This window comes from Kordiimonas pumila, from assembly GCF_015240255.1.
Taxonomy (GTDB): domain Bacteria; phylum Pseudomonadota; class Alphaproteobacteria; order Sphingomonadales; family Kordiimonadaceae; genus Kordiimonas; species Kordiimonas pumila.
Genome location: NZ_CP061205.1, coordinates 1,671,962 through 1,692,216 on the forward strand (window position 1 = coordinate 1,671,962; position 20,255 = coordinate 1,692,216).

The following is a 20,255-nucleotide window of genomic DNA, read 5'->3' on the forward strand; positions in this document are numbered from 1 at the left end:
TAGGTGATGTAGTGGATTGTAAACAGTTTTATATTGATGGTGCGTGGGTAGACCCTATAGAGGCAACAACGGTTGATGTGATTAACCCGGCAACAGAAAAGCCGGCTGGAACTGTAGCACTTGGCTCTGCCGCTGATGCAGAAAAAGCCATACTTGCTGCCAAACGCGCTTTTAAAACGTTCAGTAAAACAACTGTCGCCGAGCGGCTTGAATACCTGAAAGCCATCAATGCAGAACTGATACGGCGCAATGACGAAATCGCCGATGCTATCTCTCTTGAAATGGGCGCACCGAGGGGCTTGTCACGCAATGCACAAGCTCCCTCTGGCCCGCAGCATTTTGGTGCGGTTATTGATGTGCTGGAGAAGTTTGAATTTGAAGAAACCATGGGCACGACAAAAGTGCTCAAGGAACCAATTGGTGTGTGTGCGCTTATTACGCCGTGGAACTGGCCCATGAACCAGATAGCAACCAAGGTTGCTCCTGCAATTGCAGCTGGGTGCACCATGGTTTTAAAACCAAGCGAGATCACACCGTTTGATGCGGCTATTTTGGCCGAAATTTGCCACAGTGTTGGTTTGCCTGCCGGTGTGTTTAACCTTGTGCACGGTGCGGGCGATACGGTTGGTAATATGCTGACATCGCACCCTGATGTTGCCATGGTTTCCTTCACCGGCTCAACACGGGCTGGTGTTATGATCTCTAAAAACGCGGCACCAACGGTGAAGCGCGTTGCGCTTGAGCTGGGCGGCAAGTCAGCCAATATTATTCTGGAAGGTGTTGACCTTGAGAAGGCGATAGCTGTTAGTGTGAAATCAGTTATGTCGAACTCTGGTCAAAGCTGTAATGCACCAACGCGTCTAATGGTGCCAGCAGCACTGTATGATGATGTGAGGGCAATTGCAGAGAAGGCAGCAAAATCTGTTAAGGTGGGCGCCCCTGAAAGTGATGCTCATATTGGTCCTGTTGCCAGTAAAATGCAGTTTGATAAGATACGGGGTTATATCAAAACCGGTATTGATGAGGGTGCAGATCTGATCGCGGGTGGTACAGATATGCCAGAAGGTCTCGATACAGGCTATTTTATCCGCCCAACGGTGTTTGGCAAGGTGTCACCTGACATGACAATTGCACGGGAAGAGATATTTGGCCCGGTTCTATCTATAATGACCTATGAAACGGTAGAAGAAGCGATCGACATGGCGAATGACAGCGAATATGGCCTTTCTGGTTATGTTTGGGGCGTTGATAAAGCGGCGGCTTATGCGGTGGCGGCAGAGCTACGCACGGGCATGGTGCATATTAACGGCGCTTCTCTCGATAGCGCGGCACCATTTGGTGGTTATAAAGCTTCAGGTAATGGCCGTGAATGGGGCATTTACGGGCTTGAAGAATTCCTTGAAACCAAATCGGTTTATGGTGGCGCTGCTTAAGTAATTCGCTAAATTAAAGCATAAAACGGTGCGAGCACACTTTGTGTTCGCCCCGTTTTTTTTGCATGTATAGGCCCCATTTCTATGATTATTTTGCGCTATGTTATAAAACAGCTCCTTGCTGAGTGACTTATTTAGTAAAGGAATTATTAACGTGTTGTTGCTAGCGTTGATGCTGAGACATTTGTAAGAACACACGGTTTTTTTGCTTAATTGTCGGCTTGGGGGTCGATTCAAAATTCTCTGAAAACATCACGGATGTTTTACAAACCGTTTGTGTGCCGAGTTTGTCTCAACGGAAGGGTTGTGTACACTTTAAAGAGAAGAATTTTTATGCTGTCGCAAGTAGATGTGGGTCCAGAGTCTGGGGTTTCTAGTTTGATTGATGCCCAAGGGAAGCGTTGGCGTTTATTTCTATTTTTATATTTTGTCAGTGTGATTGTGGGTGTTGGGCTTCTTGTTACTTTCGTAAACTATCAGGAAGCGAGCAAACATGAGCGCATTCAACTTTCTCTTGCTGCTTTAAGTGATGTACAGACTAGTCACCTAAATACATCTTTGAGTTCAATGGGGGACGATCTTTTATTTTTATCTGGGTTACCTTCAGTTTTACAGTTTGCCGAGACAGGTGTAGAGGCAGATAAAAATACACTTGAAGAGATTTTTAGAAACGCCATTTCGAAGAAAAAATATATTGCCCAAATCCGTATTCTGGACGCAGAAGGCGCGGAAATAGTTCGTCTTGACAGTATGGATGGGGCGCCGAAAATTTATGACGATGAAGACTTGCAAAATAAAAGCCAGAGATATTATTTTTCTGAAGTCATCACATTGCCACGAGGTGGCCTGTATATTTCGCCTCTTGATTTGAATGTGGAGCACGGCCAAATTCAAGAGCCATGGAACCCCATGCTGAGACTTGCTACACCGCTTTATACCAAGACAGGTACGCTCTCAGGTGTTCTTGTGCTTAATGTGCTTGGTAAAGGGTTGTTAAAAGAGTTTTCATATAATCCAGAGCGGTTACAAAAGTCGATGTTGCTAAACGAGTCTGGTTATTGGCTGGCAGGCGAGGAAAACACCAAACTCTGGTCTTTCATGTTTGATGGCCGAGAAAATTTTGCACGATATTACCCAGATGCATGGAAAAGCATATCAGCAAATGCGAGTGGGACATATGTGAGCGATAATTACATTATTGTGTTTCAGACCATTGAACCCCCCAAACTTTTAAACTCAGTGGCACCCATTCTTGAAGTTGCTGAAGGGGCAGGTGCTTGGAAGGTGGTGAATTTCTATAACCTTGAAGGCCGAAGCCTATGGGAGAGATGGGTTGGAAAAGTGGTTCTTGCCGCACTGCTTATTCTTTTAGCTGTAATTTGCTGGGTGTGGAGTGGCTATCTTCTTGAAAAACGCAAAGCAAAACGATCAAGCTTGGTGTTGCAAAAAATGGTGTCCAATGCAGACGCTATTATCTCTGTTAAGGATATAGATGGAGCTTACATTTTTGTGAACCAAAAATTTGAAGAACTGGCAGGCAAAGTAAGTTCGGATATTATAGGCAAAAAACCAGAAGACATTTTTGATATATCCTTTGCCCAAAGTGATAGTGAAAACCATAGGTGTGTACTGCAGAAAAAGGCACCCATCAGAACCGAAGATACCTTAGTTACTGACTTTAAAAATCTATCCCTGCTTACTGTTCATTTTCCGCTGGAAAGTGAAGACGGTCGTATTCGTTCTGTTACTAGTATTTCAACAGACATAACTGAACTGAAGCATACACAGGAACGATTAGCCGCTGAAAAAGACAAGGCTGAGCAAGCAAGCTACGCTAAATCAGCATTTTTAGCAAATATGTCGCACGAACTAAGAACGCCGTTAAATGCTATTATTGGCTATAGCGAAATGCTTCTTGAAGATTTGGAGGATGATCCAGCATCCAAGATGGCACCTGATATAAAGCGAATTTTTGGAGCCGGTAAACACCTCTTGGCGCTGGTGAATGATATTTTGGATATTTCCAAAATTGAAGCCGGAAAGATGGAGCTATCTGTTGCTGAAGTGAATTTTGATTCATTGGTGGATGAGGTGGTGTTAACAGCGGAAGGTTTAGCCAAGAAAAACAATAACACATTAGTGGTCAAGTATGATGGGGACCAGATAGGGGCTGTAAAAACAGATTCGCTGAAGTTACGGCAGATAATTTTAAATTTGCTGAGTAACGCCTCGAAATTTTGCACAGAAGGTACAATTTTGTTCACGGTAGGGCAAAGCCCCGGCAACCCTTCTAACTGGCTTAGGCTAAGTGTTAAAGACACAGGTATTGGCATTCCTCCTGATCAATTAGAGTGTTTATTTGATGAGTTTACACAGGCCGATTCCTCCCTAAGCCGCAAATATGGTGGTACAGGCCTTGGCCTTGCAATTAGCAAAAGGTTTGTTGAGATGATGGGAGGCACCATAGGGGTTGAAAGCACGGAGGGGGAAGGGTCAGTTTTTACAGTAAAGATCCCGCTTATGCTGAATACTGAGCCTGTTCAAATAATGGAAAATACTGTTCTTCTCCCTGCCTCAAAAGAGATGGAAAATAGAATACTTGTTATAGATGATGATAGAGCATCTCAGGAGATTTTGACACGGTATCTTACACGAGAAGGCTATCAAGTGGCGACAGTATCAACGGGCGCAGAAGGTATTAAGCTTGCTGAAAAGCTAATGCCAGACGCTATTCTACTGGATGTTATTATGCCCGATATAACCGGCTGGGAAATTTTAAGCCTTTTAAAGAGTAACAATGACACCAAAGATATACCAACCTTCATGTGCACGATTGTTGATGATAGGAAAAAGGGTATAACACTTGGTGCCGTTGATTATTTAACAAAACCGATAAACCGGGATGCCCTTGTTATGGCACTGCGCAGGCATTTGAATATTGCAGAAGATCCTTATGTTCTTGTGGTGGAAGATGATGTTGACGCCCGTGACCTTGTTGTGCGCTACACACGGGAACTAGGCAGCGATTCAGTTGTGGCTGGCAACGGCGTTGAAGCTTTTGATCGCATTAGAGAGTTTGGAAAGCCAGACCTTATCCTCCTTGATCTTATGATGCCTGAAATGGATGGCTTTGAGTTCTTGAGAATCCTTAGAACGATGCCGTCTAATATTGATATACCTGTTATTGTTGTGACAGCAAAATCACTCACGGAACAAGAGCGTGCTTACCTATCTGAGCAGACAATTGCAATCGTGCAAAAAGGGGCGGAAAACCTACAGGTTGTTTTGCAAAATATGCATAAACAACTGAGCCTTGCTTTACATTAGGGTGGTGGATGGGAGCGCTAACAATGCCGTCTATTCTACTTGTTGAAGATAATGAGCCCAACCGTGACATGCTAAAACGCAGACTAGAGCGTAAAGAATATCGCGTATGGGTGGCGGTTGATGGGCAGGAAGCCATTGATTTTGCATTAGAGAGGAGGCCAGACCTTATCCTTATGGATATTGGCTTACCCAAAGTTGATGGACTTGAGGCAACGAGGTATTTGAAGCGGCAGGCTCTAACCCAGCATATACCTATCATTGTATTAACGGCGAATGCACTAACGGAAGACAGGGAAAAAGCTATCGCTGCAGGCTGTAATGGGTTTCAAACCAAACCGGTTGATTTTGCAAAACTGCTCATAAACATTGAGCAACACCTTACCAGGTAGAGAATAAAAATGCTCGAAATGCTCGGTCATATTCTAGTTGTTGATGACAATGATGATAATACAGATTTGTTAGTAAAGCGCCTGAAGCGGCGCGGTTACAGTGCCGACTATGCCTTGAGCGGGCAGGAGGCGTTGGATAAAATCGCTAAAACGACTTATGACGCCGTCCTGTTGGATTACATGATGCCTGAAATGGATGGCATAGAGGTACTCAAGCATATTCGGAAAGATAAAACAGAAAGCCAGTTGCCGGTCATTATGGTGACAGCAAAAAGCGACACACAGTCAATCGTATTATCGCTAGAGGCTACGGCAAATGACTTTGTTTCCAAACCAATTCAGTTTCCGGTGTTATTTGCGCGGCTTGCAAGCCAAATTGCTCGTAAAAAAGCAGAAGACAAGCTTATCGAAGTTAATGATGCTCTGGAAGCAAGGGTGAAGGAAAGGACACAGGAACTTAGCAACATAAACGAGCAACTGCTGGAGGAGAAGTTGCGGCGCGATGAAGCCGAAGCCCATATGCTTCAAAGCCAGCATCAGTTTAGGGAGGCCTTTGATAAAGCAGGGCACGGTATTGCGGTTATTACCAAGGAAGGTAAATTTCAAAGGGTAAATGAAGCGCTGTGCCAGATGCTTGGGGTGCCGGATGAAGACCTTTCTGGGCAGGCTGTAAAAGACGTTACACACCCTGATGACTGGTTAGCTGAACGCGACCAGTTTAGTAACTTGATCGATGGGTATATTGGCAACTATGAAATTGTAAAGCGCATGTTTTGTGTGCCAGACACTGAAATATGGGTTCAGGTAAATGTATCCCTTATTCGAGATGGAAGCGGCGTTCCCAGCCACGCTGTTGCACAGTTTATCGATGTTACTGAGGCAAGAAGGTCGCGGCTTATTGTTGAAAAGAGTGAGGCACATTTACAGGCAGTATTGAATAACGCCGCAGACGCGATTATTGCAATTGATAGTGAAAGCAACATCATAACTTTTAGTGCCTCGGCAGAAAAACTCTTTGGGTATTCCTCATGTGATATCTTGGGTAAGAAAGTTACTTGCCTTATGAAAAAAGATGACGCAAAGGCGCACCTCGCATCTATCGTACGCTACCAGAAAACGCCTGAGTCCTCGAATGTCATAGGCAAAGGCGCGCAGGATATAACGGCTCTACGAAGTGATGGTAGCGCATTTGCAGCTAGCTTGTCGGTTGGACAATTTGAGGCTAGTGGCGAGATTGTTTTCATTGGAGTTATACGTGATATGTCAGAGCGGGTGGCGATGGAAAGCCAGCTTAGGCAAGCTTCTAAAATGGAGGCCGTGGGCAGATTAACCGGCGGCGTTGCACATGATTTCAATAATTTGCTTACGGTGATCATTGGTAACTTGCAGCTTTTGGACAGGTCGATAAACGGCGATGAGAAAGCGCATGAACGTGTAATTAAAATTATGAAGGCCGCGGAAAGCGGGGCCGAATTAACAAAACGCTTGCTGACATTCTCGCGGCAGCAGGTTTTAGAAACCTCAGAGCATGATCTAAATGAAATTGTAATGGAACTTGAAAGCCTTCTGGAACGTACAGTCGGCGATAATATCAAAATTAAAACGAATATTTCAGCGGCTTCATACATAGGGTTGACAGATAAAAACCAGCTTGAAAGTGCATTGCTAAATTTGTGTATTAATGCTCGTGATGCAATGCCATCAGGAGGGGAGATTACAATAGATGTCTCTGAAGCGTATCTCGACAGTTTCTATACTTCACGGCATCCTGATGTAAAAGAAGGTGATTATTATGCCGTATCTGTTTCAGATACAGGGACAGGTATTGAACCAAGTGTTTTAGAAAAAATCTTTGAACCCTTTTTTACCACTAAGGACAGCGGCAAAGGTACAGGGCTGGGTCTAAGTACGGTTTTTGGTTTTATGAAACAGTCTGGCGGGCACGTAATGGTCTACAGTGAATTAGGCTTTGGAACAACCTTTAAGCTGTATATACCTAAAGCTGCTGGTACTGATGTTACACCTCACATTATTGCAACAGAAACGGATACTCCTATAGCACTGAAGCCTGTAACAGTTCTTGTTGTTGAGGATGATGTCGAGGTTCGGGAGGTTGCTGTATCGGTATTGCGCGAAGCTGGGTTTGTCGTGTTTGAGGCCGATAGCAGCCAGGCAGGCCTGAGTATTTTTGCTGAAAAGCAGGAAATAGAAGCTGTGTTCACAGATGTTGTAATGCCAGGGGGCATGCTAGGAACGGACATGGTAAAAGAAATGAGGAAGTTACGACCGGAAATTCCTGTGATTTTTGCCTCAGGGTATGCAGAAAATGCACTACATGACCGTAAGAGTTTATCAAAACATGAGCGGTTTATTTCAAAGCCTTATAATTTGGAGCAGTTACCTTTCCTTATCGCCAGTTTGATGGAGTGAAGCATGCCAGAGCGTTTCCCAATTAGGCGACCGAAGTTGCTTATCGTTGATGACGAAAAAGACGTTGCTGACTTTATTGCCGAAGTGGCACAGGGGTTAGGGTATGAAACCGTTGTTATTAACGATGGACGGCATTTTTTAAACTCTTTATCCGAGCATAAGCCTATGGCTATTGTGCTTGATTTAGGCCTGCCGGGCTATGACGGTGTTGAATTGTTGCGTTTTTTGGCGGAGCAACACTCAACTGCCTGTGTTTTTATTGCAAGTGGTGCTGACCCGCGAACAATAGCTGCGGCAAAAACCCTTGGTAATCAGTATAAGCTTAATATTTGTGGCACATTTTCAAAGCCGATCAAAATAGAAGAGCTTGAGCATTTATTACTACCAACCTTGGCGAATTCCAGAAAAGCGACACCTAACGGTATCCTCGCTGCATTAGGTGCGGGGGAAATAGTGCCGCTTTTTCAACCAAAAGTGAATTTGAATAGCGCTTTTAATAAGATCGTTGGGGTAGAGGCATTGGCGCGGTGGGTTAAACCGTCGGGTCAACACATACTGCCTGATGAATTTTTGCCAGCAGTTGCTAACTTTAAGTTAATGCCTGAACTGACTACCGTGATTGTAGAAAAATCATTTAAAGCCCTCAAGGTCTGGCTTGATGAAGGTCTGGATATTGTACTGTCCATTAATATTGATGGCAGTATGCTCACCGATTTGAAATTGCCAGACAAGCTGGATCAACAAGCCCGCGAGTTCAATATCCCTCCTGAACGGATCACGTTTGAAATAACGGAAACTGCCGTTATGGAAGATACTGCCACGACCATGGATGTTGCAACCAGGTTGCGCCTTAAAGGGTTTAATCTGGCAATTGATGATTTTGGCACTGGTTATTCGTCATTGGTGCAACTTTATAATCTTCCTTTTAACGAGCTGAAAATAGACAAGTCTTTTGTGCTTGATATTGAAACTAATACCGAGGCTCGGGTCATTGTTGATATTCTGACAATGCTTGGCAGAAAACTGGGTCTTAAAGTGTGTGCAGAAGGCATTGAAACTGAGGCTGCCCTGTCTTTTATCAGGGCAAGTGGCTGCGATACCGGGCAGGGTTTTCTGTTTAGTGAGGCGGTAAACCCTGAAACAATTCTCAAGTTTGCTTTATCTGACACTTTTGAAAAGTAGGGCTCGTTTATGGTAATTCCTCTAGGTTTTTGACAATCACGCCCAGTGTATCGTTCAGGGTTGTGATTGTGTCTAGCGGTATATCTTTAAAAGTATGAGTGAAAATACCATTGGCTTTTTGCCATGCAAGTGTTCGAGCACGTCGACCGTTGCCCGTAAGCAGCACCTCTGTTACACGGGCATCTGTCTCGCGTGGCCGGGTGATCACAAGCCCTTCCTCTTGCATGCGTTGCACAATGCGGGTCATAGTGGACACTTTAATAATAGCACCCGATGCTAAATAGCTAACGCTTCTAGCGCGCTCTGGTTCAAGCAGCATAAGCACACGCCAACGGGGAATATCAAGCTCTACCTCGCGTAAAGCATTTTCAAGTTTGGCAAAATATTGGCCGTGAGCCTTTGATAGCCAGTAAAAAGGCCAAGCTTCAAGGTCGAAATGCTCATCCTCTATGGTCGCGTGAGGCATGTCATTTGGCGTAAGCTTGGCTTGAGGCATCTATGTGTCTTTCTATTGTGTTACTAGCTACTATTTTCTGTTCATGCGCCTTAATATGGGTGAGGCCTAGCAATATTTAAAGGCAAATTTCTTTGCAAAGGATTGCAATATCAGCTTGCCCAGCCTGTAATATTAGCCTCAGTTTGGCTTTCAATTGTCGCACGGGGTACATTAGGGGCAGTTTTTACTACAAAAAGCCCATTTCCTTTTACATCAAAAACACCCAGGTTGGTGATGATACGTGAAACCACACCTTGCCCGGTGAGGGGCAGACTGCACCGTTTTAGCAATTTGGGCGCCCCGTCTTTTGTTGTATGTTCTGTAATCACAACCACGCGTTTTGCCCCTGCCACAAGGTCCATACCGCCGCCCATGCCTTTTACGAGCTTACCCGGCACCATCCAGTTGGCTATGTCACCATTTTGTGCCACTTCCATTGTGCCGAGAATGGCAAGGTCGATGTGACCGCCGCGAATCATGGAAAACGAGGTAGAGGAGCTAAAGTAACTGGTTCGTTTCAGTTCTGTAATGGTTTGCTTCCCGGCATTAATAAGGTCAGGGTCTGCTTCACCGTCATAGGGAAAAGGGCCCATGCCCAGCATACCATTTTCCGATTGCAGGATAACATCCATACCATCAGGGATATGGTTGGCAACCAGTGTTGGAATCCCAATGCCAAGGTTTACATAAAAGCCGTCCTGAATTTCTGCAGCAGCGAGAGCGGCCATTTCATCGCGTGTCCAACTCATGCTTGTGGCTCCCTTGGTCGAGTGGTTTCTATTTCAATGCGTTTAGGGTGGTGGCTTTTGATAACCCGCTGCACAAAGATGCCTGGCGTGTGAATATGATCAGGGTCAAGGCTGCCAACAGGGGTGATCTGTTCGACCTCAGCAATAGTCAAACGTCCGCCCATTGCCATGTCTGGGTTAAAGTTTTGTGCTGTTTTACGGTATATCAGGTTGCCGTCTTCATCGGCGATTTCAGCTTTTACAAGCGCTATGTCTGCAACAATGCCTGTTTCCATAATGTAATCTTGGCCGTCGAACGCACGCACTTCCTTGTTTTCAGCAACCAAAGTGCCAACACCAGTGCGGGTATAGAAAGCAGCAATGCCAGCACCGCCCGCCCTGCAACGTTCAGCAAGGGTGCCTTGCGGGCAAAATTCCAGCTCAATAGCACCTGATAAATATAGTTCTGAAAATAGTTTGTTGTTGCCTACATAGGAAGAGATCATTTTTGCTATTTGGCGTGTTTCCAACAGTAGGGCAAGGCCGGCACCGTCAATGCCTGCATTATTTGAAACGCAGGTAAGATTGCGGGCGCCGCTATCACGTAATGCCTCAATCAGTGTCGCTGGCATGCCGCACAAGCCAAAGCCACCCACCATTATGGTCATTCCGTCTTTTACCGTATTGGCAAGCGCGTTAGCCGCGCTGTCGTAAATCTTGTTGGTCATATTTTCTCCGGCATAAAAAAATTGCTTGCCAAACGTCCTTCACCTATATTACTTGAATAATCAAGTTTTATTTTAAAGCGGAAGATAGCATACATGTCGTCAGCAAACAACACAGAGATAGAACAGCCGCAAACGGATGTGGGCACCGTTTTTGTTGCTGAGTTTGATCTGGGCGATTCGGGCTATACTGTCGCGCTTAAAGATGTAATCGATATTAAAGGCTTTCCAACAAAGGCCGGGAGTGCCGCATTTAATACCAGAAATCCTGCTAGAGTTAACGCAAGTATCGTTGAAAACCTGCTTTCATCTGGCTGTAGAATAGTTGGAAAAACAACGCTGCACGAACTTGCATACGGTGTAACTGGTATGAATGCGTGGGCTGGAACACCAGTAAATTTTAACTATCCTGATTTAATTCCAGGCGGCTCATCAAGTGGGTCTGCGGTGGCTGTTGCTGCCAATTTATGTGATTTTTCAATTGGTACAGATACCGGTGGTTCAATCCGACTACCTGCGGCTTGCTGTGGCGTTTACGGTATAAAGCCTACTTTTGGCCGTTTATCCCGTCATGGATTAACGCCAAACAGTTCGTCGCTTGATTGTGTGGGCCCATTTGCAGCTTCTGCACAAATGCTGCATGAAGCCATGCGCTGCCTTGACCCCTGCTTTGCAGCCCTACCAGATATATCAGGCTTGTCTATTGGCTGGCTAGATGTGAAGGCGCTACCTGAAATACAGGAGGGTGTGCAGGCGAAAGCAGCAATACTGAATCCTGACATGAAACACCTGAGCTCAAGCTTAATAGAAGATGCCCACATGGCGGGCATTACCATTATGGCACATGAAATGTCTGAGCTTTTTGCTCCCTTGGTAGAAACGGGCCTGTTAGGCCCAGACATTGCAGAGCGCTTGAAGCTGGCCTCTGGGGTGACGGCAAACGCTGTGGCGGACGCAGAGCGGGTACGTGTAGCATTCACAAAAGAGCTTAATACGTTGTTTGAGACATATGACGTCTTGGCACTGCCAACGCTGCCCTATTTCCCGCCAAGGGTTGAGGATGCGACCGATATGCTGAATATCGTGAGCATTACCTCTCTTACCCGGCCCTTTAACCTTAGCGGCCACCCTGCAATTGCTTTGCCAGCAGGTTCCCTAAACGGGAAGCCCCTTAGCCTTCAGCTTGTTGCACCCAAAGGGATGGACGAACGGCTGATTGCGTTTGCTGTAGAATATGACCGCCGTTTGAAATCGACACCTGACCAAAACTTAATTAACTAAGGTATGAACAATGTTTGAAAAAAGCCAAAGCCATACTGCTGCTGTTATTGACGAGCAACGTTTTGAAGCACTGCTAAATGACATTGTAAAACGCCGTAAAGAAATTCAGGATCAGCGCTTTGTTAGCCACGACATAGTGGCGGAACTGAAGGCTCTTGGCCTCTATAATAGTTTTGTGCCCGAATGCTTTGGCGGTACGGGTATGCACCCTAGCGATTTTATGCGCTATATTGAACGCATTTCAGCGGCTGACGGCTCTGTTGGCTGGGTGGCAAGCTTTTGTTTCGCCACTAAATATCTGTCTTCACTGCCTGTTAAAACGCTTGAGGTCATATATGCAGATGGCCCGGATGTTGTTTTTGCGGGAGCAGTTTTCCCGCCGCAAACAGCCATAAAGGTTGAGGGCGGTGTGCGGGTAACTGGTCGCTGGGGTTTTGGCAGCGGTTGTATGGGCGCCGATGTTATTGGTGTTGGCATTAAGGTTGAAGACGGCGAGAAAAGCCAGCTTCCTTTGATGGCTGTTTTACCGGCAGATAAAGTGAAAATTGACCCTGTCTGGAATACAATCGGTATGACAGGAACGGGCAGCCATGATCTGGTAGTGGAAGATGTTTTTGTACCAGATGACTGGATACTTGTTCGCGGTGGCCCACCATCAATTGACACCCCAGCTTACAGATACCCGGCTCTTGCAATGGCAGCACAGGTACTTGCTGTGTGCGGCCTTGGTGTTGCGCGCGCGGCTATTGATCATGTGGTTGGTGTTGCAGGCAAATCAAAGTCTATCACAGGCGCCCCTTCACTGGGGGACAGGGCCAATGTGCAAATTCACCTCGGCGAATGCGAAGCAAAGCTTCGTGCGGCACAGTGCTGGTTCTATGAGCGCACGGATGCAGCGTGGAAACAGATACTTGCGGGCAAAGAACTGGATCGCACCCTGAATATGGAATTGCGGCTTGCATCATCGCATGCAGCAAAAACCAGTGCAGATGTAGCGCGCGCATGTTTTGAAATGACAGGCACTATGGGTATTTTTAATGAGAACCCACTGTCTCGCTATTTGACAGACGCCTTGGTGACAGCCCAGCACGCCTTTTTGGCAGAAGGCACTTTCATGAATGCCGGTAAGGTAATGGTGGGCCAGCCATTTATGCACGGATTTGACTAATACAAGCTGGGGTACAAGCGAACAACATTTTAATGTGAGGAATACACTATATGTCTGAACAACCAAAAAAAATACGAACCCTTTTCTGTATAGCTGTTTTGCAAGGCTTTTTTGATTTGCCTTCAAGCGAAATTGGCTCTGTCTGGAAAGCTTTTGGCGAGATGATGGGACGTCTGAATGGTATGGACGGTGTGGAAATACTGGGCATGCTAGATGATGATGAAACCATGGTAGGTACATCGCCAGATGGGTACCCGTGGACAGCCTACATTATGGCCGATATGCCAGACCGGGACAGTGTGGTAGCTGCTTGTAACCTGTTCCGCACTATCGAAATTGGGCAGTACCGGCTTTGGAAATATTGCCGTGTTGAAGCTCGAATGGGCCGTGCCCTTGAAGTGCCTGCCGAATATCTTGCTAAAAAATAGGATTGATCATGGCACAGTCAGGCAGCAGTTCGATTACAGACTTGGAGCAGCGGCTTTCAGCGCTTGAAGCTGAAGGCGCTATACGGCGGGTTGTTGCGCGCTATATGGAAATCTGCGACGCGCTTGGTCCTGATACACCCATGGATGAGCTGGGTGATCTGTTTACAGAAGATGCTGTTTGGGAAGGTAGCGGTGAAAAGTACGGGAAAGCTTTTGGAGGGCATAAAGGGCGCGAGGCAATCGTGGCCTTTCTGGACACATACCGAAAGCCAAAACCACACTTTGCATCGAATGTGCACTTTCTAACCTCAGAAGCGCTCACGGTGAATGGAACTCAAGCTGTTGGCACATGGGTCATGTTGCAAACGCCGTCTTTTAATACTGGTGAAAGTTTTGTGCTGGCGGCACGTCTGAGACTGAAATTTAAATATGAACATGGATACTGGCGGATAGACCGTTTCCGAACAACTAACCTGTTTGGCAGGCCCATAAAGGGCGGTTGGCATAGTTCTGCACCGATCCCTGTGCCGCAAAACCCGCAGAGTAAGGAGCAATAAATGCAAGAAGCTTTGATAGATAAAGTCTCAGATAGCGACTTGGGAGCGCTTGTAAAGGAAGACCGTGTTCACACGTCTCTTTATAATGATGAGCATATCTTTAAGTTGGAAATGGAAAAGATATTTGGCCGTACGTGGGTATGGGTTGCTCATGAAAGCGAAGTACCAAATCCGGGTGATTTTGTTACAACGCATGTGGGCTTGCAGCCTGCAATTGTTGTTCGTGACAAGAGGGGCACGGTGCATGTGCATCTAAACCGGTGCCGCCACCGTGCAGCAACCGTATGCGAAGCGAGAAAAGGGAATGCCAAAGGGTTTGTCTGCCCCTATCATGGCTGGAGCTATGCGCAAGATGGGTCCATGCTAGGTGTGCCGCTTCCCAAGGGATATAGCAGTGATTTTGATAAAGCCGATTATGCGCTGGTCTCCCTGCGCGTTGAAAGCTATGCAGGGCTTATATTTGCTACTTTTAACGACGAAGCCCCAAGTCTTGATGAGTTTTTAGGGCGCGCCAAACCTTGGATAGACCTGTTCATGAAACAGGGTGGTGGTTATCCGGTTGGCACTAGCGGCGAACATAAATTCAGGTTCCCCGGTAACTGGAAAATTCAGTTAGAGAATACGACAGACGCCTATCACTTTCCCATTGTTCACAAATCATTTTTGAACTCGCTTGATGCACAGGCGGAAGAGCTGTTTTCGTTCCTTGATGGTGACGGCTTTGTAGAAGATCTCGGTAATGGTCACAGCGTTATGGTGATGATCCCAGAGCTTGTGGACTTGGAAGAAAATCTTGATGCGCCAATTCCAGAGCGCTTTAAGGAACTGGCTGAAGAGTTGGCGGCAGATTATTCCGACGAAGAAGTGCGGCGTATAGTGCGCGCGGTTGGAGGTAGCGGTTTTAATCTAAATCTTTTTCCGAATCTTGCGTGCTCGATGGCTTTCTTCCGTGTGCTGCGCCCTGTTTCTGTTGAAGAAACAGAAATTCGTCATATTGCCATAACCATGGATGGCGGCCCCGAAGCTGCTAATAGAAAACGCTTGCGTCTGCATGAACATTTTCAAGGCCCAATGGGTTTTGGTAGCCCAGATGACGCAGAGGCGTGGGAACGTGTGCAACGTGGCTCAAAAGCAGGCCCCGACATGTGGATTATGCTTAACAGAGGTACAGACGGCGACGGCAATGGACCGGGGGGCGTGAACCGGGGTGATGTAAGTGCAGAAACAGGTATGCGCGCTGCGTATGACATGTGGAAACGGATGATGACAGCATGACACAGAAAATTACACTTGAAGAAGCTGCTGCTTTATTGTGGCAGGAAGCAGACTTGCTTGATCATCGCGAATATGATGCATGGCTAAACCTTTGGTCAGATGATGGTATCTATGTGGTGCCCATTGAAAAGGGCGTGGAAGATTTCGCCAACAGGCTTAACTATGCTTATGACGACGGTGAAATGCGCCGTATGCGGGTTGCCCGTCTAAAAAGTAGTTACTCTATGTCTGCGATCGCAGCGGCGGATACCATTCGCACTGTATCACGCTTTGTTGTAACAGGTGAGCGCAGTAATGAGATTGATATAAGAGCAGCGCAAATCCTTGTTGAATATCGCCGCGATAAAACCCGGCCGATTGCTGCTAATGTAGATGTAACAGTACGCCGTACTGAAAACGGCCTGAAACTGGTAAAAAAGGTTATCTGGCTGGCCCACAGTGAAGAAGCTGTTAGCGGTGTTGGGTATTTGTTATGACGACGCCTGCTTGCCATAATGTAGCACTTGTAACGGGGGCAGGTCGCGGGCTTGGTTTTGCCATTGCGACAGAGCTTTTTAAGGCGGGTTACCGTGTGGCGGTAACTGATGCTGACGAAACGCGTGCCAGTACCGCAGCAACCAAGCTTGATCCATCTGGCAAAGAAGTCATCAGCTTGCCTCTTAATGTTCTGCAAAAATCAGATTTTGAGAGTGCGCTTATAGCGGTTACTGAAAAGTGGGGTGGTGTTGGTGTGTTGGTAAATAACGCTGCCCTTACCCGTACAACGCCTGTTTTTGATATTTCGCCAGAAGAATTTTCAGAAATTCTGGATGTGAATTTACGCGGCACATTTCTTGGCTGTCAGGTGTTTGGCAAAGCCTTTGCAAGCCTTGGGTATGGCCGCATTATTAATATGGCATCTCTTGCAGGCCAAAACGGCGGTGCGGCAACGGGTGCGCATTATGCTGCATCAAAGGGTGGTATTGTTACCTTAACGAAAGTATTTGCCCGCGACCTGGCCGCAAACGGGGTCACTGTAAACGCTATTTCACCCGGTCCGCTTGATGTTGATTTGGTGCGCGAGATATTGCCCGCTGAAAAGCTGGCAGCAGTTACTAAAAGCATACCGGTTGGCACCCTTGGCAGCCCAAGCTTTATTGGGCAGCTTGTCGTTTTACTGGCGTCTCCTGCCGCTGTTTCCATGACGGGGGCAACCTTGGATGCAAATGGGGGGCTTTATGTCAGGTAAAGGGCCTTTGGCAAATATGGAGCACGGGGATCTTATCGAGCGTGTAGAAACACATATTCTTCGTATCCCCACTATACGGGCGCACAAACTTTCTGTTGCCACCATGCAAGAGCAACGGCTTGTGATTGTTAAGATCACAACTGCAGGCGGTGTTGTCGGTTACGGTGAAGCAACAACCATTGGCGGGCTATCATACACAGATGAAAGTCCGGATAGTATTCAGCTCACTATAGACCTATATTTTGCAGACCTGATTAAAGGATGTTCTGCCACTCGCCCGGCCGAAATTATGGCCAAGATAAGAAAGATGGCAGTTGGTAATTATTTTGCCAAAAACGCTGTTGAAACTGCTTTGTTTGATATTCTTGGAAAGCTGGCTGGTTTGCCTGTGTCCGAACTGCTGGGGGGGCGGGTTAGAAACACCCTACCTGTTGCATGGACACTGGCAAGCGGGGATACGGCAAAAGATATTGAAGAAGGCCGGGCCATGCTAAAAGCGAGGCGCCATAATATTTTTAAACTCAAGATTGGGGCCCGTGCGTGGCGTGAGGATGTAGCACATGTGGCCGCTATTGCAGATGCGTTTCGGGGCGAAGCAGATATCAGGGTTGATGTAAATCAGGCATGGGACATGACAACAGCACGGTGTGCGATCCCAGCCCTTGCAGAAGCGGGTGTTACGCTTATTGAGCAGCCCATGAAAGGCACTAATCTTGACGGTGCTCGTGAACTGCGCAGCATATCCAGCGCGGCTATTATGGCAGATGAAGCCCTGCGCGGGGGTGTCAGTCCTGCACTTGAAATTATTAAAGCAAGGGCTGCCGATGTGCTCTCCCTTAAAATTGCACAGGCGGGCGGCTTGTTTTCATGCCGTGATGTGGCGCAGATGGGCTTGGCTGCAGGGCTGGAACTTTACGGCGGAACAATGCTTGAAGGCAGTGTGGGTACCACTGCAACCGCACAGATGTTGGTAACATTACCCCAAATTACATGGGGAACAGAGCTGTTTGGACCGCTTCTGTTAACCGAAGATATTTTAACAAAGCCGCTTACTTATAAAGACTTTGCCCTTGTCGTGCCAGACGGACCCGGTCTTGGGGTTGAAATAAATGATGCGGCGCTTGGTGCCTTCACGGAAGGCAAGGGATAATCCCGTATAAAAAGGAGACAACCATATGTTGTTTATGGTGGAAATGGAAGTGAACATACCAGACAGCGCGGACCCGGCGGTAGTGCAGAAAAAACTCGCTGATGAAAAAGCCCGTGCTCAGGAATTGCAAAAATCTGGCGTTTGGCGGCATTTGTGGCGTGTTGCAGGCCAGTACGCAAATGTCAGTGTTTTTGATGTGGAAAGCCCTGTTGCCCTGCATGATATCATGCTGAGCTTGCCGCTTTTCCCATACATGAAAACCAAAGTTACGGCACTTTGTCGGCATCCATCATCAATTCATGATGACGATCGCTAATATTAGTTCAAGTGGAAGGAAGGGGAAATAGTATGACAACAGTTTTTGAAAGCAAGCATGTGCAAGACCTTTTGCACCGGGCATCAGGTAAGGACCAAAAGGATGGGGACCCGCGTTTTAAAGAAATCATGTATGATTTGCTAAGCGGTCTTTTTCAAACGATTGAAAAACATAACGTAACAGAAGATGAACTATGGAAGGCCGTTAACTTTATCGGCGAAGCATCACCAGAACTGGGCTTGATTGTACCAGGCATTGGGCTTGAGCATTATATGGATGTTCTCATGGATGAAGCCGACAAAAAGCAAGGTATTACGGGTGGTACACCGCGCACTATTGAAGGCCCGCTTTATGTGGAAGGCGCACCGCTTTCTCAAGGTGAAGCCGTCATGAGTGATAAGGAAGATGACGGCGAAGTATTGATGATGGAAGGCGTGATCAAGGATACGGACGGTAATCCTGTACCAAATGCTATGGTGGAAGTATGGCATGCTGATACGCGCGGTTTTTATTCCCATTTTGACCCAACCGGGTTGCAGGCAGATTTTAATAATCGCCGGAGAATACAAACCGGCGCTGACGGCAAGTATAAATTCAGATCAATTATGCCAGTGGGTTACAGTGTACCGCCAAACGGGTCTACTGATAGATTGATGAAAGCAATGGGACGCCACGGTAGCCGCCCCGCTCACATTCACTTTTTTGTACAGGCTGAAGGGTATAGGCACCTGACCACCCAAATTAATATTGCCGATGATCCGCTGGTTTATGATGATTTTGCGTATGCAACGCGGGAAGAGCTGATCCCCGAGCTAAACCGCACGTCGGATCATGCAGAAATCAATTTTGATTTTGAACTGGTGCCAAACTCTGATGCTGTTCGGTACGAACTGTCGGAGCGTAAAAGGCTTTCGGCTTAATGTTTCCTCCTATGCCTGTCGTGCAAGCATGTACGGCAGGTACTTTTTAGGAAGAGTATAACTATGACCGCAGGAAATACCCATGTTTAAGGCTAGTGACGACGTTGATATTGCCTATGAATACCATGTAAAAAATGGAAAGCCGGTTATTCTTTTTTCAAACTCTTTGGGTACGGACCGGAGCATGTGGGCACCGCAAGTGGCTGCCCTTTCTGATGAGTTTGCTATCGTGACCTATGACAGCCGAGGGCATGGCCTTTCAGGTGCTCCGGGGGGGGCTTACTCTCTTGACCGGCTTAGCCTTGATGTGCTGGAGCTTATGGATTTTCTGAAAATCGAGACAGCGCATTTTTGCGGCGTATCACTGGGTGGTATGGTTGGCCAGCGGCTTGCAACGCGTGCAGCACATAGGTTTCAGTCATTAACTCTGGCGGCAACTAGCCCTTATATGGGGCCACCGTCCAGTTGGCAGGGCAGGATTGAAACGGTGCTTGCCGAAGGTATGGAAGCACTTGTTGAAGCTGTTATCAGCAGGTGGTTTACCCCTGCTTTTATGGATGTGAATCCAAAGCAGGTTGATGCTGTACGGCAGGTATTTTTGAATGTGCATCCTGCGGGGTATGCAGGTTGCTGTGCCGCTATCCGTGATATGGATATGCGCTGTACAGCGCGGATGATCAGCGCTCAGACCCTTGTTGTTGCAGGAGAAAAAGACCCTGCGACACCGCCTGAGGGTCATGCTGCTGTGTTGCACAGTGCCATTCCCACTGCGCAGTATCTGAGCCTTGACGGTGCTCATTTGATCAATCTGGAACAGGCTGAAAAATTCACAGATGCTCTGCGTAATTTTGTTCAATCCGCATAACAGGGTTAAGGACTAAAGATGCCTCATATTAGTGTTGAATATGCGCGTGATGACGATCTGGATTGTAAGATAGAAGATATTCTCGATACCATTCTTGAGGTTGCAGACCAGTCGAGCGTTATTGTTCTGGAGAATCTTAAACTGCGTGCAATCCCGTGTTCGCAGTACCGGGTAAGTGGCCGCAAGGGCGAAGCATTCCTGCATGTGAATGTTGCCATGATGGAAGGCCCAAGCCTGAGCGCGCGCGAAGAATTGAGCGATGCTCTTTTTGCGGCGCTTACAAAGCTGTTACCCGATCTGAAGCAAATTACAATTGACCTGCGCGAAATGAACCCGCGCACCTACCGTAAACGCTAG

Annotated in this window: 20 protein-coding genes; 17 read left to right on the forward strand and 3 right to left on the reverse strand. The window is 46.9% G+C overall.

Going from position 1 to position 20,255, the window contains the following annotated elements; genetic code table 11:
* Positions 1-11: 11 nt before the first annotated feature.
* The 5 genes from ICL80_RS07100 to ICL80_RS07120 all read left to right on the forward strand — a co-directional run bounded on the left by ICL80_RS07100 (position 12) and on the right by ICL80_RS07120 (position 8,761).
* Positions 12-1,433, forward strand: coding sequence for an aldehyde dehydrogenase family protein (locus ICL80_RS07100; RefSeq protein ID WP_194215394.1), 1,422 nt, complete (start codon positions 12-14; stop codon positions 1,431-1,433).
* 333 nt (positions 1,434-1,766) lie between these two features.
* Positions 1,767-4,760 carry a response regulator gene (locus ICL80_RS07105; protein ID WP_194215395.1) on the forward strand — a complete coding sequence of 998 codons (2,994 nt, stop codon included), beginning with the start codon at positions 1,767-1,769 and terminating at the stop codon, positions 4,758-4,760.
* Positions 4,761-4,783: 23 nt separating this feature from the next.
* The gene (locus ICL80_RS07110) at positions 4,784-5,149 is read left to right on the forward strand and encodes a response regulator (RefSeq protein WP_194215396.1); all 366 of its coding nucleotides are present in this window, start codon (positions 4,784-4,786) and stop codon (positions 5,147-5,149) included.
* A 9-nt stretch (positions 5,150-5,158) separates the two neighbouring features.
* On the forward strand, positions 5,159-7,579 hold the full coding sequence (locus ICL80_RS07115; protein WP_194215397.1) for a response regulator: 2,421 nt from the start codon (positions 5,159-5,161) through the stop codon (positions 7,577-7,579).
* Positions 7,580-7,582: 3 nt separating this feature from the next.
* On the forward strand, positions 7,583-8,761 hold the full coding sequence (locus ICL80_RS07120; protein WP_194215398.1) for an EAL domain-containing response regulator: 1,179 nt from the start codon (positions 7,583-7,585) through the stop codon (positions 8,759-8,761).
* Between the two features lie 7 nt (positions 8,762-8,768).
* Here the strand turns inward: ICL80_RS07120 and ICL80_RS07125 are convergent, their stop codons facing one another.
* The 3 genes from ICL80_RS07125 to ICL80_RS07135 form a co-directional block, all read right to left on the reverse strand.
* Positions 8,769-9,257 carry a MarR family winged helix-turn-helix transcriptional regulator gene (locus ICL80_RS07125; RefSeq protein ID WP_194215399.1) on the reverse strand — a complete coding sequence of 163 codons (489 nt, stop codon included), beginning with the start codon at positions 9,255-9,257 and terminating at the stop codon, positions 8,769-8,771.
* Between the two features lie 110 nt (positions 9,258-9,367).
* Complete coding sequence (locus ICL80_RS07130) at positions 9,368-10,006, reverse strand: 3-oxoacid CoA-transferase subunit B (RefSeq protein WP_194215400.1); 639 nt, start codon at positions 10,004-10,006, stop codon at positions 9,368-9,370.
* A complete protein-coding gene (locus tag ICL80_RS07135) occupies positions 10,003-10,713 on the reverse strand; it encodes a CoA transferase subunit A (RefSeq protein WP_194215401.1) in 711 nt (236 codons plus the stop codon). Before ICL80_RS07135 ends, ICL80_RS07130 begins: the two co-directional genes overlap by 4 nt.
* A gap of 93 nt (positions 10,714-10,806) precedes the next feature.
* On the opposite strand from ICL80_RS07135, the gene ICL80_RS07140 reads away from it, so the two are divergent.
* From ICL80_RS07140 to ICL80_RS07195, 12 genes are all read left to right on the forward strand, one after another.
* On the forward strand, positions 10,807-11,991 hold the full coding sequence (locus ICL80_RS07140) for an amidase (RefSeq protein WP_194215402.1): 1,185 nt from the start codon (positions 10,807-10,809) through the stop codon (positions 11,989-11,991).
* A gap of 10 nt (positions 11,992-12,001) precedes the next feature.
* Positions 12,002-13,159, forward strand: a complete 1,158-nt coding sequence (locus tag ICL80_RS07145; protein WP_194215403.1) for an acyl-CoA dehydrogenase family protein — start codon at positions 12,002-12,004, stop codon at positions 13,157-13,159.
* 50 nt (positions 13,160-13,209) lie between these two features.
* Positions 13,210-13,587 (forward strand): hypothetical protein, encoded by a 378-nt coding sequence (locus ICL80_RS07150; protein WP_194215404.1) that lies wholly within the window; start codon positions 13,210-13,212, stop codon positions 13,585-13,587.
* 8 nt (positions 13,588-13,595) lie between these two features.
* Positions 13,596-14,144 carry a nuclear transport factor 2 family protein gene (locus ICL80_RS07155; RefSeq protein ID WP_194215405.1) on the forward strand — a complete coding sequence of 183 codons (549 nt, stop codon included), beginning with the start codon at positions 13,596-13,598 and terminating at the stop codon, positions 14,142-14,144.
* The gene (locus ICL80_RS07160) at positions 14,145-15,419 is read left to right on the forward strand and encodes an aromatic ring-hydroxylating oxygenase subunit alpha (protein WP_194215406.1); all 1,275 of its coding nucleotides are present in this window, start codon (positions 14,145-14,147) and stop codon (positions 15,417-15,419) included.
* Positions 15,416-15,895: an aromatic-ring-hydroxylating dioxygenase subunit beta gene (locus tag ICL80_RS07165; RefSeq protein ID WP_194215407.1), complete on the forward strand. Its 480-nt coding sequence runs from the start codon at positions 15,416-15,418 to the stop codon at positions 15,893-15,895. Before ICL80_RS07160 ends, ICL80_RS07165 begins: the two co-directional genes overlap by 4 nt.
* Positions 15,892-16,647, forward strand: coding sequence for an SDR family NAD(P)-dependent oxidoreductase (locus tag ICL80_RS07170; RefSeq protein ID WP_194215408.1), 756 nt, complete (start codon positions 15,892-15,894; stop codon positions 16,645-16,647). Before ICL80_RS07165 ends, ICL80_RS07170 begins: the two co-directional genes overlap by 4 nt.
* On the forward strand, positions 16,637-17,797 hold the full coding sequence (locus tag ICL80_RS07175; RefSeq protein ID WP_228073847.1) for a muconate/chloromuconate family cycloisomerase: 1,161 nt from the start codon (positions 16,637-16,639) through the stop codon (positions 17,795-17,797). Before ICL80_RS07170 ends, ICL80_RS07175 begins: the two co-directional genes overlap by 11 nt.
* A gap of 25 nt (positions 17,798-17,822) precedes the next feature.
* Positions 17,823-18,113 (forward strand): muconolactone Delta-isomerase, encoded by a 291-nt coding sequence (gene catC / locus ICL80_RS07180; RefSeq protein WP_194215409.1) that lies wholly within the window; start codon positions 17,823-17,825, stop codon positions 18,111-18,113.
* Positions 18,114-18,145: 32 nt separating this feature from the next.
* A complete protein-coding gene (locus ICL80_RS07185; RefSeq protein WP_194215410.1) occupies positions 18,146-19,033 on the forward strand; it encodes a dioxygenase family protein in 888 nt (295 codons plus the stop codon).
* Between the two features lie 82 nt (positions 19,034-19,115).
* Entirely contained in the window at positions 19,116-19,898 is a 783-nt protein-coding gene (pcaD, locus tag ICL80_RS07190) for a 3-oxoadipate enol-lactonase (RefSeq protein ID WP_194215411.1), read from the forward strand.
* Between the two features lie 18 nt (positions 19,899-19,916).
* Complete coding sequence (locus ICL80_RS07195) at positions 19,917-20,255, forward strand: 5-carboxymethyl-2-hydroxymuconate Delta-isomerase (protein WP_194215412.1); 339 nt, start codon at positions 19,917-19,919, stop codon at positions 20,253-20,255.